The organism is Rhizobium sp. CC1099 (assembly GCF_029714385.1).
Taxonomy (GTDB): Bacteria; Pseudomonadota; Alphaproteobacteria; order Rhizobiales; family Rhizobiaceae; genus Rhizobium.
Window position 1 is genome coordinate 1,317,383 of the sequence record NZ_CP121642.1, and the last position, 13,366, is coordinate 1,330,748.

Annotated in this window: 15 protein-coding genes and 1 pseudogene; 12 read left to right on the forward strand and 4 right to left on the reverse strand. The window is 59.0% G+C overall.

Annotated features, from left to right (window positions below; all coding sequences use genetic code 11):
* Positions 1 to 49 precede the first annotated feature (49 nt).
* The 6 genes from QA644_RS27470 to QA644_RS27495 all read left to right on the forward strand — a co-directional run bounded on the left by QA644_RS27470 (position 50) and on the right by QA644_RS27495 (position 7,847).
* Positions 50 to 1,558, forward strand: coding sequence for an ABC transporter substrate-binding protein (locus tag QA644_RS27470; protein WP_194731093.1), 1,509 nt, complete (start codon positions 50 to 52; stop codon positions 1,556 to 1,558).
* 64 nt (positions 1,559 to 1,622) lie between these two features.
* Complete coding sequence (locus tag QA644_RS27475) at positions 1,623 to 2,570, forward strand: ABC transporter permease (protein WP_283072500.1); 948 nt, start codon at positions 1,623 to 1,625, stop codon at positions 2,568 to 2,570.
* Complete coding sequence (locus tag QA644_RS27480) at positions 2,567 to 3,439, forward strand: ABC transporter permease (RefSeq protein WP_283072501.1); 873 nt, start codon at positions 2,567 to 2,569, stop codon at positions 3,437 to 3,439. The genes QA644_RS27475 and QA644_RS27480 overlap by 4 nt, the downstream gene beginning before the upstream one ends.
* Before the next feature lie 12 nt (positions 3,440 to 3,451).
* Positions 3,452 to 5,236, forward strand: coding sequence for a gamma-glutamyltransferase family protein (locus tag QA644_RS27485; RefSeq protein WP_283072502.1), 1,785 nt, complete (start codon positions 3,452 to 3,454; stop codon positions 5,234 to 5,236).
* A gap of 3 nt (positions 5,237 to 5,239) precedes the next feature.
* On the forward strand, positions 5,240 to 5,995 hold the full coding sequence (locus QA644_RS27490; protein ID WP_194731090.1) for a DUF1028 domain-containing protein: 756 nt from the start codon (positions 5,240 to 5,242) through the stop codon (positions 5,993 to 5,995).
* A 28-nt stretch (positions 5,996 to 6,023) separates the two neighbouring features.
* The gene (locus QA644_RS27495; protein ID WP_194731089.1) at positions 6,024 to 7,847 is read left to right on the forward strand and encodes an ABC transporter ATP-binding protein; all 1,824 of its coding nucleotides are present in this window, start codon (positions 6,024 to 6,026) and stop codon (positions 7,845 to 7,847) included.
* Positions 7,848 to 7,967: 120 nt separating this feature from the next.
* On the opposite strand, the gene QA644_RS27500 is transcribed toward QA644_RS27495, so the two are convergent.
* Positions 7,968 to 8,225: a hypothetical protein gene (locus QA644_RS27500; protein WP_040116588.1), complete on the reverse strand. Its 258-nt coding sequence runs from the start codon at positions 8,223 to 8,225 to the stop codon at positions 7,968 to 7,970.
* A 106-nt stretch (positions 8,226 to 8,331) separates the two neighbouring features.
* Here QA644_RS27500 and QA644_RS27505 point away from each other — a divergent pair, with 106 nt between their 5' ends.
* Positions 8,332 to 8,481 (forward strand): hypothetical protein, encoded by a 150-nt coding sequence (locus tag QA644_RS27505; protein ID WP_283072503.1) that lies wholly within the window; start codon positions 8,332 to 8,334, stop codon positions 8,479 to 8,481.
* A 229-nt stretch (positions 8,482 to 8,710) separates the two neighbouring features.
* Complete coding sequence (locus tag QA644_RS27510; protein ID WP_194731087.1) at positions 8,711 to 9,025, forward strand: hypothetical protein; 315 nt, start codon at positions 8,711 to 8,713, stop codon at positions 9,023 to 9,025.
* Positions 9,026 to 9,545: 520 nt separating this feature from the next.
* On the opposite strand, the gene QA644_RS27515 is transcribed toward QA644_RS27510, so the two are convergent.
* The 3 genes from QA644_RS27515 to QA644_RS27525 form a co-directional block, all read right to left on the reverse strand.
* The gene (locus QA644_RS27515; RefSeq protein ID WP_283072504.1) at positions 9,546 to 9,842 is read right to left on the reverse strand and encodes a DUF982 domain-containing protein; all 297 of its coding nucleotides are present in this window, start codon (positions 9,840 to 9,842) and stop codon (positions 9,546 to 9,548) included.
* A 206-nt stretch (positions 9,843 to 10,048) separates the two neighbouring features.
* A complete protein-coding gene (locus QA644_RS27520; protein WP_074071998.1) occupies positions 10,049 to 10,477 on the reverse strand; it encodes an HD domain-containing protein in 429 nt (142 codons plus the stop codon).
* A gap of 10 nt (positions 10,478 to 10,487) precedes the next feature.
* Positions 10,488 to 10,904: a hypothetical protein gene (locus tag QA644_RS27525; protein ID WP_283072505.1), complete on the reverse strand. Its 417-nt coding sequence runs from the start codon at positions 10,902 to 10,904 to the stop codon at positions 10,488 to 10,490.
* Between the two features lie 201 nt (positions 10,905 to 11,105).
* Here QA644_RS27525 and QA644_RS27530 point away from each other — a divergent pair.
* The 4 genes and pseudogenes from QA644_RS27530 to QA644_RS27545 form a co-directional block, all read left to right on the forward strand.
* Positions 11,106 to 11,408, forward strand: a pseudogene (locus QA644_RS27530) (NADPH-dependent FMN reductase); the annotation flags it as partial.
* 253 nt (positions 11,409 to 11,661) lie between these two features.
* Positions 11,662 to 11,883, forward strand: a complete 222-nt coding sequence (locus QA644_RS27535) for a hypothetical protein (protein WP_074072000.1) — start codon at positions 11,662 to 11,664, stop codon at positions 11,881 to 11,883.
* A 211-nt stretch (positions 11,884 to 12,094) separates the two neighbouring features.
* Positions 12,095 to 12,952, forward strand: coding sequence for an SDR family oxidoreductase (locus QA644_RS27540; protein ID WP_074072001.1), 858 nt, complete (start codon positions 12,095 to 12,097; stop codon positions 12,950 to 12,952).
* A gap of 210 nt (positions 12,953 to 13,162) precedes the next feature.
* Positions 13,163 to 13,366, forward strand: a complete 204-nt coding sequence (locus QA644_RS27545; protein WP_074072002.1) for a hypothetical protein — start codon at positions 13,163 to 13,165, stop codon at positions 13,364 to 13,366.

The window sequence follows — 13,366 nt, forward strand, 5'->3', positions numbered from 1 at the left end:
GAGGCAGACACTGCCCCTCAAGAAGCAAAGAACGACAGAGGAGAATGGCATGACGATCGCCAGATTCGTGACGACCCTTCTTTCGGGCGCGCTGATTGCGCTGCCCGCTTTCGCTGCCGAACTAAAAATCGGTCTGCAGGATGATGCCGACGTGCTTGACCCCGCACAGTCACGCACCTTCGTGGGCCGCATCGTCTACACGGCAATGTGCGACAAGCTGGTCGATGTTACACCCGACCTGAAAATCGTGCCGCAACTTGCGACCGAGTGGAAGTGGTCTGGCGACGGTAAGCTGCTGACCATGAAGCTGCGCGAAGGTGTAAAATTCCATGACGACACGCCGCTTGATGCCGAAGCCGTCGTCGCCACGATTGAGCGCAACATGACGTTGCCTGAATCGCGCCGCAAGAGCGAGCTCGCCTCTGTTGAAAAAGTCGAAGCAGTCACACCCTATGAAGTGAAATTCACGCTGAAGAGCCCGGACGTCACCTTGCTTGCCCAGCTTTCAGACAGAGCCGGCATGATTGTCTCGCCAAAGGCGGCAAAGGAACTCGGCGCGAATTTCGGCAGTCAGCCGGTCTGTGCCGGACCCTTCAAGTTCGTCGAACGCGTGCAGCAGGACCGCATCGTGCTCGAGAAGTTCAAGGATTACTGGAACAAGGACAATGTCTTCATCGACAAGGTCACCTACCTGCCGATCCCTGATACGACCGTACGCCTTGCCAACCTTCGTTCTGGCGACCTCGACATGATCGAGCGACTGGCCGCCACCGACGCAGCTTCGGTCAAGGAGGATGCGAGCCTGACCTACGCGGACGTGGTCAATATCGGCTACATGGCGCTTTATGCGAACATCGCCAACGGCCCGCGCGCCGACAATCCGTTCGGCAAGGACAAGCGACTGCGGCAGGCCTTTTCGCTTGCGATCGACCGCGAGGCGCTGAACCAGATCGTCTACGAAGGCACTGCCGTGGGTGGCAATCAGCCGTTCCCACCCAATAGCCCGTGGTTCGACAAGGACATTCCAGTGCCTGTCCGCGATCTCGACAAGGCGAAAGCGCTCGTGAAGGAAGCCGGCTTCGATCGCGTGCCCGTAGAAATGCAGATCCCAAACAATCCGGTCGCAGCGCAGATGATGCAGATCGTCCAGTCGATGGTCGCCGAGGCAGGGTTCGACGTCAGTCTGAAATCGACGGAGTTTGCGACCCTTCTGTCCGAGCAGACGGCAGGCAACTACCAGCTCAGCCGCTCCGACTGGTCCGGCCGCGTCGATCCCGACGGTAACATCCATCAGTTCATCACCTGCAAGGGCGGAATCAACGATACCAAATATTGCAACCCTGAAGTCGACAAGCTGCTGAATGAGGCCCGCGCCTCGACCGACGATGCCGTGCGCAAGCAGAAGTATGACGCCGCCGCAGCAATTCTCAACGAGGACCTGCCGATCATCTATCTCGGCCACCAGTCCTGGATCTGGGCGCTGCATAAAAACATTACCGGCTTCGTCCCCTCGCCGGACGGCATGATCCGCCTCGCCGGCGTGAAGAAAGCCGGCTGATCCAAACAGACCCGCATGGCGGACCAGTATCCGCCATGCTCCCGTGCCGTGTCAGGACCTGCTCATGTACACCTACATTACCAAGCGGCTTCTGGTCGCCATTCCGACGCTGCTGATCATCTCGATCTTCGTCTTCTCGCTGCAGAAGCTTTTGCCGGGCGACCCCATTCTCGCCATGGCAGGCGAGGAGCGCGATCCGCAGGTGATCGAATACCTGCGCGAAAAATATCGGCTGAACGACCCGGTACCCTATCAGTACGTCTCGTGGCTCGGCTCGGTTCTGAAGGGCGATCTTGGCATATCGCTGCGTACCAACCAGCCGGTTGTTGAACTTGTGGCGGAAAAGCTGCCGGTCACCATCCAGCTCGCGATCATGTCGATGATTTTCGCTTTCGCCATCGGCGTGCCGATGGGGATTTTAGCCGCGATCAAGAAGAATACGGCCTTCGACTACCTCGCAAATCTCATCGCACTTTCAGGTCTCTCGATCCCGAATTTCTGGCTCGGCATCATGCTGATCCTGCTGGTCTCGGTGAAGCTCGGCTGGCTTCCCGCCTCCGGTTACGAACCCTTCTTCAGCAACCCGCTACGCTCGATTGAAACGATGTTGATGCCATCCTTTGTACTTGGCAACGCACTCGCCGCCACGCTGATGCGTCACACCCGCTCTGCGATGTTGAGCGTACTCAGCGCCGATTACGTCCGCACCGCCCGGGCGAAGGGGCTTTCCGAGCGCTCCGTCGTGCTTGAACACAGCTTTCGCAACGCCGTCCTGCCGATCGTCACGCTGAGTGCACTGCTCTTCGGCGAATTGCTTGCAGGTGCGGTATTGACCGAACAGATCTTCACCATTCCAGGCTTTGGCAAACTCATCGTCGATGCCGTCTTCAACCGAGACTACGCGGTCGTCCAGGGCGTCGTGCTTTGCACGGCAATCGGCTTCATTCTGATGAACCTGTTAGCTGACATCGTCTATGTCCTTCTCAACCCGCGAATGAGGGCAGCCCTATGACCGCTCTCGACCAGGTCACCATTGCAACTGATCAGCGCCCGCCAAGCCGAGCCTGGCGCAAGCTGAAGGCGAACAAAGGAGCGATCGCAGGCCTCGGGATCATCGCCTTCTTCGCCATTCTCGCAACAGCAGCGCCGCTATTGCCGATCCCGGACCCTAACGCGACGAGCTGGTCTGCAATCCGCAAGGCGCCGTCAGCAGCCCACTGGCTCGGAACCGATGACATTGGCCGTGATATTCTCTCCCGCATGGTCTGGGGCGCACAGGCCTCACTGATGGCGGGTGTCTTTTCGGTGGCGATTGCGGTTGTGATCGGCGTGCCGTTCGGCCTCATCTCCGGCTATTTTGGCGGGTGGACGGACCAGATCATCTCCCGCGTCACCGAAGCCTTCCTCGCCATGCCGTTTCTGATCACCGCGATCGCACTTGCGGCGTTCCTCGGCCCAAGCCTGACGAATGCGATGATCGCCATTGGTCTTTCGGCCATGCCTATTTTCGTCCGGCTGACCCGAGGCCAGGTGCTCGCCGTCAAGACGGAGGAATATGTTGAGGGCGCACGTTCCATCGGGCTTAGACACTTTAGCATCATCAGCCGCTATATCCTGCCGAATGTGTTTGCGCCGATTCTCGTGCAGGCGACGCTGACGATTGCGACAGCGATCATCGCCGAAGCGAGCCTTTCCTTTTTGGGCCTCGGTCAGCAGCCGCCTGCCCCCAGCTGGGGCTCGATGCTCAACGTTGCCAAGAATTTCCTCTCCCAAGCGCCCTGGATGGCGATGTGGCCGGGTGCGGCAATCTTCCTCGTCGTGATTGGCTTTAACCTTCTCGGCGACGGCCTGCGCGATGCGCTCGACCCGCGCGAAGCATGAAAGGATTTTGAAATGACCGCGTTCACCACCCGTCCTGAGATTTTGGGCACCTTCGGCGTCGTCACATCAACCCATTGGATCGCCTCCGCCGTTGGAATGAGCATACTCGAAAAAGGCGGAAACGCGTTTGATGCAGCTGTCGCCGCCGGCTTCGTCCTGCAGGTCCTCGAGCCGCATCTTTGCGGACCGGGCGGCGACATGCCTGCGATCTTCTATTCGAAGAAGAAAGATAAGGTCGAAGTCATCTGTGCGCAGGGGCCGGCTCCGGCCGGCGCCACAATCGAGCACTATATGTCTGAAGGTCTGAGCCTCATCCCAGGCAACGGCCTGCTTGCCACCGTCATTCCCGGCTCTTTCGATGGGTGGATGCTGATGCTTCGAGACTATGGGCGCCTGACCGTCCGCGACATCCTTGAACCGGCAATTCATTATGCCGAGCACGGTCACCCTGTCCTTGAGCGCGTGTCTGCGACAATCTCCGGCCTTGCATCTTTTTTCGAAAAAGAGTGGCCGACCTCGCATGAGACCTGGCTGCCCCGCGGCTCGGTCCCGGCGCCGCATTCGAACTTCAAGAACCCGGTGCTTGCCGAAACCTGGAAGCGCGTCATCGCAGAGGCCGAAGCAAAAAAAGACCGCGAGGCGCAAGTCGAAGCTGCACGCGATGCGTTCTACCGCGGTTTCGTTGCCGAGGCGATTGACAGATATGCCGGCTCGACGGAGGTGATGGATGCAAGCGGCAGTCGGCACAAGGGCGTCATCAGCGCGAACGACATGGCAAAATGGTCGGCTGCGATCGAAGAGCCGCTGATCTATCAGTATCACGACTGGACGGTCGCAAAGATCGGCCCATGGGGCCAAGGCCCGGTGTTTTTGCAGACGCTCTCGCTTCTGAAGGAGATCGACATCGCCGGAATGGACCCGGCGGGCGCCGAATTCGTCCATACGCTCACCGAGGCGATGAAACTCGCCTTTGCCGACCGTGAAATCTATTATGGCGACCCGAAATTCGCGGATATCCCGATCGAGCATCTGCTCTCGGATGCTTATGCGAACGCGCGCCGGAAGCTGATAACCTCCGAGGCATCGCTTGAATTGCGCCCCGGGCGCATTCCCGGCTTCGAAGCTCAATACGAACTCACCATGGACATGCTCAACGTCACCTCGAAGACAGGCGCCGTCTACGAGCCGACCATGGCGCATCTTTCCGAAAAGCGCGGCGACACCGTCCACATCGACGTGATCGACCGCGAGGGCAACATGGTTTCCGTCACGCCGTCAGGCGGTTGGCTGCAGTCCTCACCGATCGTACCAGGTCTCGGCTTTTGCCTGAATTCGCGTGCGCAGATGTTCTGGCTGAAGCCCGGCCTGCCGACGTCGCTTGCGCCAGGCAAGCGTCCACGCACGACGCTGACGCCATCCTTAGCTCTCTACGAAGGCCGGCCCACGCTCGCCTTCGGCACGCCCGGCGGCGACCAGCAAGAGCAATGGCAGCTCTCCTTCTTCATGCGCTATGTGCATCACAAGATGAACCTGCAGGCCGCAATCGATCAGCCTCTCTTCCACACGTCGCATTTCCCGGGCTCCTTTTATCCACGTACCCGCGAGCCGGGCAGCCTGATGGCGGAGGCTAATTTCGGCACCGAGGTTCTCGATGCGCTGCGCAGGAAGGGCCACAATCTGACGGTCGCCGACCCATGGACCATCGGCCGCCTCACCGCTGCGCGCCGCGACGCCGATGGCCTGATGCGGGCAGCCGCAACGCCGCGCCTGATGCAGGCCTATGCTGTCGGGAGGTAAGCCATGACCTGGTCGATCGTTGCCCGCGACCCTGAAGCCGGCCACTTGGGCATCGCCGTTGCCAGCCGCTTCTTCGCCGTTGGCGGCCTCGTCCCGCATATTCGCGGCCGCATCGGCGCGGTTGCGACGCAGGCTTTCGTCAGCCCGCTTTACGGCATCGACGGGCTTGCCGCGCTTGCGTCAGGACAGGCTCCGGCGGATATCCTGCGTGGACTGACCGCCCGCGACGAAGGCCGCGATCAGCGGCAGTTCCACTTGATCGACGCCAGGGGCCGGAATGCAGCTTTTACGGGCGCACGATGTATCGACTGGGCAGGCCATCTTATTGGGGACGACATATCCGTCGCCGGAAATATGCTGGGCGGACCGCAGGTGCTCGAAAAGACGCTCGCCGTCTATCGCAAGACGTCCCGGCTGCCGCTTGCCGAGCGGTTGCTCGAAGCCATGCAGGCTGGCGAAGATGCAGGCGGAGACAAGCGCGGCCGGCAATCGGCGGCCCTGCTCGTTTATCGCGATCAGGATTACGCCTGGCTCAATATCCGCGTCGATGACCATGCCGATCCGCTTGGCGAACTTCGCCGCCTCTATGCCGTCGCCCAGGAGCGCTATCTGCATGTCGCCGAGACGATGGCGACGCGCCAAAACCCGAGCGGATTGATCGACCGCCGCGTGATCGACGAAAAGATAGCCACCCTTGAAGCCGCACGTATCGCCGAAGGCCGCCCTTCGGCCTCCTTTGCAACGCCGCTCAAGCTTTGAAACGCAAACGATAAAGCAGGGAAACGAAATGGGTGAAGCCGCAAAATCCGTGCTCTCGGTCAAAGACCTGACGACGTCGTTCCTCGTCGATGGCCAGTGGAAGCCGGTGGTCCGCAACATCGGCTTCGATGTGATGCCAGGTGAAACGGTGGCCATCGTGGGCGAAAGCGGCTCCGGCAAGAGCGTCACCTCGCTCTCGATCATGCGACTGCTGGCCAGGAACCAGAGCCGCATCGACGGCAAGATCGTCCTGAACGGCAAGGATATCCTTGCACTTTCCGACAAGGAGATGCGGCGCGTGCGCGGCAATGACGCCGCAATGATCTTTCAGGAGCCGATGACGAGCCTCAATCCGATTTTCACGATCGGCCGGCAGATCTCCGAAGCGCTCACGTGTCACGGCGACATGACCCGGTCCGAGGCGCGGGGTGAAACGATCCGTCTTCTGGAAAAGGTCCGTATCCCGAATGCTTCCTCGCGCTTCGACGAATATCCACACCAGTTTTCCGGCGGCATGCGCCAGCGGGTGATGATCGCCATGGCGCTTGCCTCCAGGCCGAAACTTTTGATTGCCGACGAGCCGACGACGGCGCTCGACGTAACGATCCAAGGCCAGATTCTCGACCTCATAAAATTGCTGCAGGAGGAGGAAGGCATGTCCGTTCTCTTCATTACCCATGACATGGGCGTCGTCGCCGAAGTTTCGGACCGGACGATCGTGATGTATCGCGGCGAGGCCGTCGAGACGGGCCCGACCAGTCATATCTTCCTCCGCGGCAAGCACCCTTATACGCGCGCGCTGCTTTCCGCCGTGCCGCGACTCGGTTCAATGGCCGGACAAAAATGGCCGCTCCGGTTTCCTGTTGTCGATACCGCGACTGGCGAGCGGAGCGAGCCGGTAGCAGTGGCAGATACGGTCGTCAGCAAGACGCCGGTCCTCGAGGTCAAGAACCTCACCACCCGCTTTGCTGTTCGCGGCGGGCTTTTCGGCGCAAAGACCGGCGCCATCCATGCGGTCGAGAATGTCTCCTTCGATCTCTTTCAGGGCGAGACCCTGTCGCTTGTCGGCGAATCCGGTTGCGGGAAATCGACCACAGGCCGCTCCATCACCCGCCTCGTCGAACCGAACGCGGGAAGGGTCATCCTTGACGGCTATAATGTGACAGCCCTTGATCCATCGAGCCTGCGCCGCATGCGGCGCAGCATCCAGATGATTTTTCAAGATCCGTTTGCAAGCCTCAATCCGCGGATGACTGTGGGGGCAGCGGTCGCAGAACCGATCATCGAGCACGGCCTCGCCAGCCGCGTCGAGGCGCGCAACAAGGCCGCCGACCTATTGGAACGTGTCGGTCTGAGCGCGGATATGATGGCGCGCTTTCCGCACGAGTTCTCCGGCGGTCAGCGTCAGCGCATCTGCATTGCCCGGGCGCTGGCGCTCGATCCGAAGGTGATCGTCGCCGATGAAAGCGTCTCGGCCCTCGACGTCTCGATCAAGGCGCAGGTCATCAATCTGATGCTGGACCTGCAGCAAAGCCTCAACCTCGCCTTCCTGTTCATCTCGCATGACATGGCCGTCGTCGAACGCGTCAGCCATCGTGTTGCGGTCATGTATCTCGGTGAGATCGTCGAGATCGGCCCGCGCGCTGCCATCTTCGGCAACCCGCAGCACCCTTATACGAAGATGCTGATGGCGGCCGTTCCCGTGCCCGATCCGGATCGCCGGCGCGTGAGACGCGGACTATCGACAGAGGAGCTGAAAAGTCCGGTCCGACCGCTAGATTATGTTGGACCAACGCCCAGTTACCGCGAGATCGGCGCTGGCCATCTCGTCCGGCTGGAAACTGCTGCGTGAGCGCCGAGCCGCAAGCCCTGCCCCATGGCACCTCGGTGTTCCCAGCAGTTGTTCTGCCCGTTTTGTGACATCTGCATCACCCGTGATGCGACGTTATTGAAATGTCGACCGTCACGACAATCAATCGTAGAGCTCGCCATGGCCAATCTGCTCTTTTGCAGCGCCACTTATCGAGGAATTGCCAGCCGGGTCAGGGTCCCTGCGATGAGCATCCTTGAGGAAATTTGCCGCCTCCGCAAATGCGACGGTGATTTCTTCAGTGCCCCATCCTGCTTCATTGGCGCTTGCAATCAGCTGTTCCAGGGCCTGGCGCGCGGCATCACTTGCTTCTTTGAAGCGTTGAGAAGGGACTTCGGTCATCGGCGATGGGAAGGTCATTTGATACATCCTTCAATCGATCATGGATCTCGGAGATCAACGCGGCCGCATCGAAATGGATGCAGCAGTGCGTATCTTTTCTTAGCCATCGCCATTGTGCGGCTTGATGCAACATCGTTGCGTACCTTTCGAAAAGACGTCCTTCGGCAGTATCGCCATCGAAGAATTGGGAGCATATCCGGCCTATCTGGGAATTACCGGCACGATTGGCAATCCGATGCGGCAGGCGCAGCGCATGGTCAAAACCGGCGGATAGCGAACCTAGTCTGGATATCGGAAGTCTTAAGGAAGAATATCAACCGCAGTTCACAACCCGTTAAAACATCAGATCTTTTGGACAACCGTCGATTGACGGGCTGGTTTATCTCTTATCACGTCGGCTTTGTCATGGCCAACCTCGACAAGCCGGTCGTGTTTAGCCCATTCATGCCCCTTAGGGATCTTTCAACGCGGATTGACGAACGTTCCGTCACTGGCAGACCTGCATGACCTCTACCAACGACTTTATCGCCGAAATCATCCGCGCCGCCAACAGGGTCGAAAGGCTGGGCAATCCCGAAAAGCGCCGACTGCTGCGTCGCGCGGTCGTGACGATCAGCAACCTACGCGAGCGTACCGGGATACCGAGCAGCAATACGAACCACGATGCGGTTTTCGACTTGCAAGCGATCGAAGTGTCCGTCGAGCGACGGAAGCCCGGTGAAATCAAGAAAGCACTTCTTATGGCCGCCGACATGATCCGGACGCTGCATATCGTGCTGGATTCGGGAACTCAGATTACGACCAAGGTGCCGGAGTAAGCCGCCTCGAATCGCGTCCGCGGGCGCGGCTTGGAGGCAGAACAGCAGACTGCACCGCTTCACATCGAAGGCGAAAATCAGATTGCTTGATCAAACAGGATGACGGCCGGCGCCGGGCTCATTCCCCGCGCGCAGGTACAGGGAGCCCCATCAGTGTGCGCGATCTCATTGCGTCAGGCCGCAGCAACGGTCCGACTCCAAGGCGATCCGGCAGAGAGCAACATAGGTTCCTTGGCCTCATGGCACGATCAATAGGCTCTTCGGCAACAATCGTCCAAACGCTCCAAGCGCATTCCCGGCCGAGCGCGAACTGTCGTCCATAATTTTGCGACTAGCAGGCATTCCAAGACGACAACCTTAAGCGAGCGTCAGGATGGGTTTGCCGATGGAGGCCTGCGCGCCATCCATGGATTGGTACGGCAGCGCGAGGACTTTTGCAGCAAGCCGCGAATAGTCCTTCGAGGGTGCCGGCAACGCCCGCCGAGAGTGACCCGCGAGCTTTGAAGCATGGTTGAGCCGCCTAGGCGTTCCCAATATCGCGGTCGTTGCTCGATCCGACGAAACTGGGCATATCCTCACTTTCGATCAGCATCCCTGCCCTCTTGACGAAGCGTTGGAAATTCTGACGCGCTGCACTCAAAGGAAATCTTCCGCAAGCAGCCTCCCGGCACGCCCTCTGCAATGTCTCATAGGGAATATCGCGCTTGTATTCTGGCCATTCGTCAAGAAAATCAAAAGCTTCATGGAGGTTCGTAATCTCTTCGATGAAGTGCTTGCGCTGAACATAAACAGGAAGGTCAAACTGAAAACTTGCCATTTTTACCTCCTTGTCTTTGGCGTGTTGACGTCCAAAATTTAGGAGGTGATTTTGACGCGTTCAAGACCGCCAGTACGGCTGCCGCGGACCAACCCGAGGCCGTGCCTCCCATACCTCATTCGTCTTCAGGCATGCCCAGGCCCATCGCGTCGGCAGGCTCAAAATCTGCGACGATCGTCGAACGAGGCCATATCGCCACCTTTTGGTCAATCTGCAGAAGAGACGTTCGCAATTATCGCAAGTCCGCGCTCGTATTTTAACGTTTCGCTTCCGGTTTGCCGCGCTTGGTCAAGATTGTCCTCGAGATCCGCCTGCTTCACGGGCCGTGCCAGCCGGTTGGCGATCGCCCGCCGCACAAAGACCTCGTCCTCCTCGCCTTGCCTTTTCGTCAACGCATCGACCGCGGCGAGGACGGCCTGGGAAAAGCCCTCTTCCTTCAATCGGTCGAGCGTCCATCCCCAGGCCTTTTCAGGCACATCGTGAAGGTAGGCGACCACTTTCTCTTCGTCGCCAGATACTGCGTCCGCGACCCTTCGGCAGTGGTCAAAGTAAGGGTTTCCAAGCTTGTCCTGCTGGCCGTCGTGGGCTTCGGTTGCGACTTGAATGGCATGCTGGAGATGCTGTTCAGATTGCATCTAATTTCTCCTATCGGCGCGAATTCGCCTCGAGGCGAGCGACGATTAAGGGGATCGCGACTGCCGCAATTGCACTCACAGGAAGGCGTCTCAGCACCCGCGCGCCGATAGCGGTCGCGGCCATGGCGCCTGCAAGCTTCGCCCATGGGTATGTTCCGAGTTGGTCATGAGCGCTGGCGTCGGCCCATTCGAGGTTGGATCTGGCGACGATCACCGCCCGCTGCTTGACGAGTGACAGCCTTGAGCGAAGGGTTTCGATCTCGTCCCGCACATGATCAAGGTCGTCTCTAACCCGCTGGAAAGGACGAGCTTCCGGCGGGCCGCTGTCGGGCGCTGAATAGGTTTCGGCCTCAAGCGCGGCGAGATGAGCCTGCAGTTCGACGTCGGTGTCGAGGCCTTCCGAGAGGGTTGTGTCGCGCTTAGGCATGTTGCTTCTCCAATTCGATTTTGCTGTTACAGCACAGCGCGCCTTGGCACTGCGAACACACGCCGGGCGCCCCTTACGTGCCTCGCCCTTGATCGGATTGTCCGGTGATCGCTCGTGCGCTCAACTCCTGCCGGAAAGGATGGTTCCTGAGCTGATTGTCGTTTTGACAGCGATGCGCCTCGACACTCTTGACGGAGTGGCTCAAGGCTCGCGGTTCAGGAGGCGCAATCGCGCCACGAGGATGCAAATGGCCCGCCGCGAGCGCTTTTGATCAATGGATCGTCGCGCAGCGAACACATCTGTCCCTGCGAACTATCGAAGAGTTACAGGATGGTTCAACTGGCCAAGCAGATTTTCCAGGAAAGATCCGATTTCAAAGTCGAAGTCCTCGACCTCAGCCGAATTGCGTCCGAATATGAACGGCAGATCCATCCCTGCAAGTCGTGCTTCTCCACAGCGGCGCCGCTGTGTCACTGGCCGTGCTCCTGCTATCCGGACTACTCTCGACGGCCCCAAACGCTGCAAGGACACTGCGCGAAGCCGTCGTTGCGAAGCGTCGCGGGATTTGATCGAAACTGGGAAAGACGTGGAGCATGCTCGCCCAAAATAGGATCAATCGCAGATGCTAGGTCGCGCCATGCCACCGCCATCGGTTCGAAGGTTCACAACCAAGCCGCTCAGATTTTGGTCGCGTGTGGCTTTCTGGTGATTGCTCATTGCCCGGCGGCCGCTATCGTCATCAAAAAACGGTGTAACCATGGCAAAGACGGACTGGCCGAAGGAACCGCTGACAAGCGAAACCATGAAGATGCTCGATCGCATTCTTCGCGAATGGTGCGCCGAGCAAGATTGCGAACCATCGAGTGATGCCGCCATCGTGCAGGCGAAAGCCCTCATTGACTGGTTTGAATTCGGCGTGCGGGATGAGGCGGAGCTTTCGAGACTGCTTCGCGACGAGCTTACGACGAAGCAATCGTAGGAACTCTGAGCGTCTTTGGAAGTTGTGTTGAGACACAGCCAAGAAGACATGAAACACATTCCTGTCGCCTGCATCGCCACGACAACCACTTAGGCCCTACAAAACGGCAGGACAATCGTGACCCGAACGCTTGGCCGCACGCCTGTCCAGCTTTCGAGCATTATCTCCAAATGGCTCAAAGACCTTAACACGCAACCCGTGGGAGATTGCCATGCCAAACTATCCAGCCCCGCCCTTCGACACCCCCAAGCAGCCAATGCCCGGTTCGACGAACGCCATGTCGCCGTTGCCTGATCATGGCGAACATACTTACCGTGGCTCCGGTCGCCTCAAGGATAAGAAGGCGATCATCACCGGCGGCGACAGCGGTATCGGCCGCGCTGTCGCCATCGCTTACGCCCGAGAGGGTGCCGATGTTCTCATCGCCTATCTGGACGAGGATGATGACGCCAATGAAACGAAAAGTTGGGTCGAAAAGGCCGGTCGCAAGGCCATCCTCTTGCGAGGCGACATCCAAAATCCCGAGCATTGCCGCCACATCATCGACACGGCAAGGGCAGAACTCGGCGGCATCGATATTCTCGTCAACAACGCCGCTCATCAGGCAAGCTTTAGCGACATTGGAGACATAAGTGACCAGGAATGGGAGCTGACATTCAAGGTCAATATCCACGCGATGTTCTACCTTTCCAAAGCGGCTGTTGCGCATATGAAACCAGGCAGCGCGATTATCAACACCGCCTCGATCAACGCTGACAGTCCAAGCCCGCACCTGCTTGCCTATGCCACAACAAAAGGCGCCATCCAGAACTTCACCGCTGGTCTTGCCCAAATGCTTGCCGACAAAGGTATTCGGGCAAATGCGGTGGCACCCGGGCCAATCTGGACGCCACTGATCCCATCTACCCTGCCGGAGGACGCAGTCAGGAACTTCGGAAAACAGGTTCCAATGCAGCGCCCTGGGCAGCCGGCCGAACTGGCGACGACCTATGTAATGCTCGCCGATCCCCTGTCGAGCTATGTCTCAGGCGCTACAATTGCCGTTACAGGTGGCAAACCGATCATCTGATCGCAAGCGCCGGGACCATGCGGACCGGTAAAGCAAGTTGAAGCGCGCCAGCGAGCTTTTTGCCGGCCGCTTCTGGCGTGACGCTCAATTTCCCATTGCTGCGACTTCGGAACCTTGGACTTGGTCAAGGGTTAGACCGTCAGGAATGATCTATGGCGATGGCAGCCAGCAAGCCTGCCTCAACCCCGCATAGACAGACGGAGGACTAAGATGGGCATGAATTCACCGAAGAATGGCCCACCAGGAACCACCGATCAGTCGCCACGTTGGGAAGGCCCTAAGGGCAATACTCCGAGGGGCTATCTTCCGCCGAAAGACGATCCGGACAACGATCGGGACGCGCTTGGTGAAAACAACCGTGATCCAGAGAGAAAAAAACTTTCCGATGCCTTCAAGACAAAAGGAGGAAGCTGA

What these genes read in the sequence shown, in the direction of transcription:
- QA644_RS27495 (WP_194731089.1), top strand. Translation starts at nt 6,024, where the DNA reads ATGGGTGAAGCCGCAAAATCCGTGCTCTCGGTCAAAGACCTGACGACG.
- QA644_RS27500 (WP_040116588.1), bottom strand. Translation starts at nt 8,225, where the DNA reads ATGACCTTCCCATCGCCGATGACCGAAGTCCCTTCTCAACGCTTCAAA.
- QA644_RS27480 (WP_283072501.1), top strand. Translation starts at nt 2,567, where the DNA reads ATGACCGCTCTCGACCAGGTCACCATTGCAACTGATCAGCGCCCGCCA.
- QA644_RS27470 (WP_194731093.1), top strand. Translation starts at nt 50, where the DNA reads ATGACGATCGCCAGATTCGTGACGACCCTTCTTTCGGGCGCGCTGATT.
- QA644_RS27515 (WP_283072504.1), bottom strand. Translation starts at nt 9,842, where the DNA reads ATGGCAAGTTTTCAGTTTGACCTTCCTGTTTATGTTCAGCGCAAGCAC.
- QA644_RS27520 (WP_074071998.1), bottom strand. Translation starts at nt 10,477, where the DNA reads ATGCAATCTGAACAGCATCTCCAGCATGCCATTCAAGTCGCAACCGAA.
- QA644_RS27525 (WP_283072505.1), bottom strand. Translation starts at nt 10,904, where the DNA reads ATGCCTAAGCGCGACACAACCCTCTCGGAAGGCCTCGACACCGACGTC.
- QA644_RS27545 (WP_074072002.1), top strand. Translation starts at nt 13,163, where the DNA reads ATGGGCATGAATTCACCGAAGAATGGCCCACCAGGAACCACCGATCAG.
- QA644_RS27510 (WP_194731087.1), top strand. Translation starts at nt 8,711, where the DNA reads ATGACCTCTACCAACGACTTTATCGCCGAAATCATCCGCGCCGCCAAC.
- QA644_RS27505 (WP_283072503.1), top strand. Translation starts at nt 8,332, where the DNA reads ATGCAACATCGTTGCGTACCTTTCGAAAAGACGTCCTTCGGCAGTATC.
- QA644_RS27490 (WP_194731090.1), top strand. Translation starts at nt 5,240, where the DNA reads ATGACCTGGTCGATCGTTGCCCGCGACCCTGAAGCCGGCCACTTGGGC.
- QA644_RS27475 (WP_283072500.1), top strand. Translation starts at nt 1,623, where the DNA reads ATGTACACCTACATTACCAAGCGGCTTCTGGTCGCCATTCCGACGCTG.
- QA644_RS27540 (WP_074072001.1), top strand. Translation starts at nt 12,095, where the DNA reads ATGCCAAACTATCCAGCCCCGCCCTTCGACACCCCCAAGCAGCCAATG.
- QA644_RS27535 (WP_074072000.1), top strand. Translation starts at nt 11,662, where the DNA reads ATGGCAAAGACGGACTGGCCGAAGGAACCGCTGACAAGCGAAACCATG.
- QA644_RS27485 (WP_283072502.1), top strand. Translation starts at nt 3,452, where the DNA reads ATGACCGCGTTCACCACCCGTCCTGAGATTTTGGGCACCTTCGGCGTC.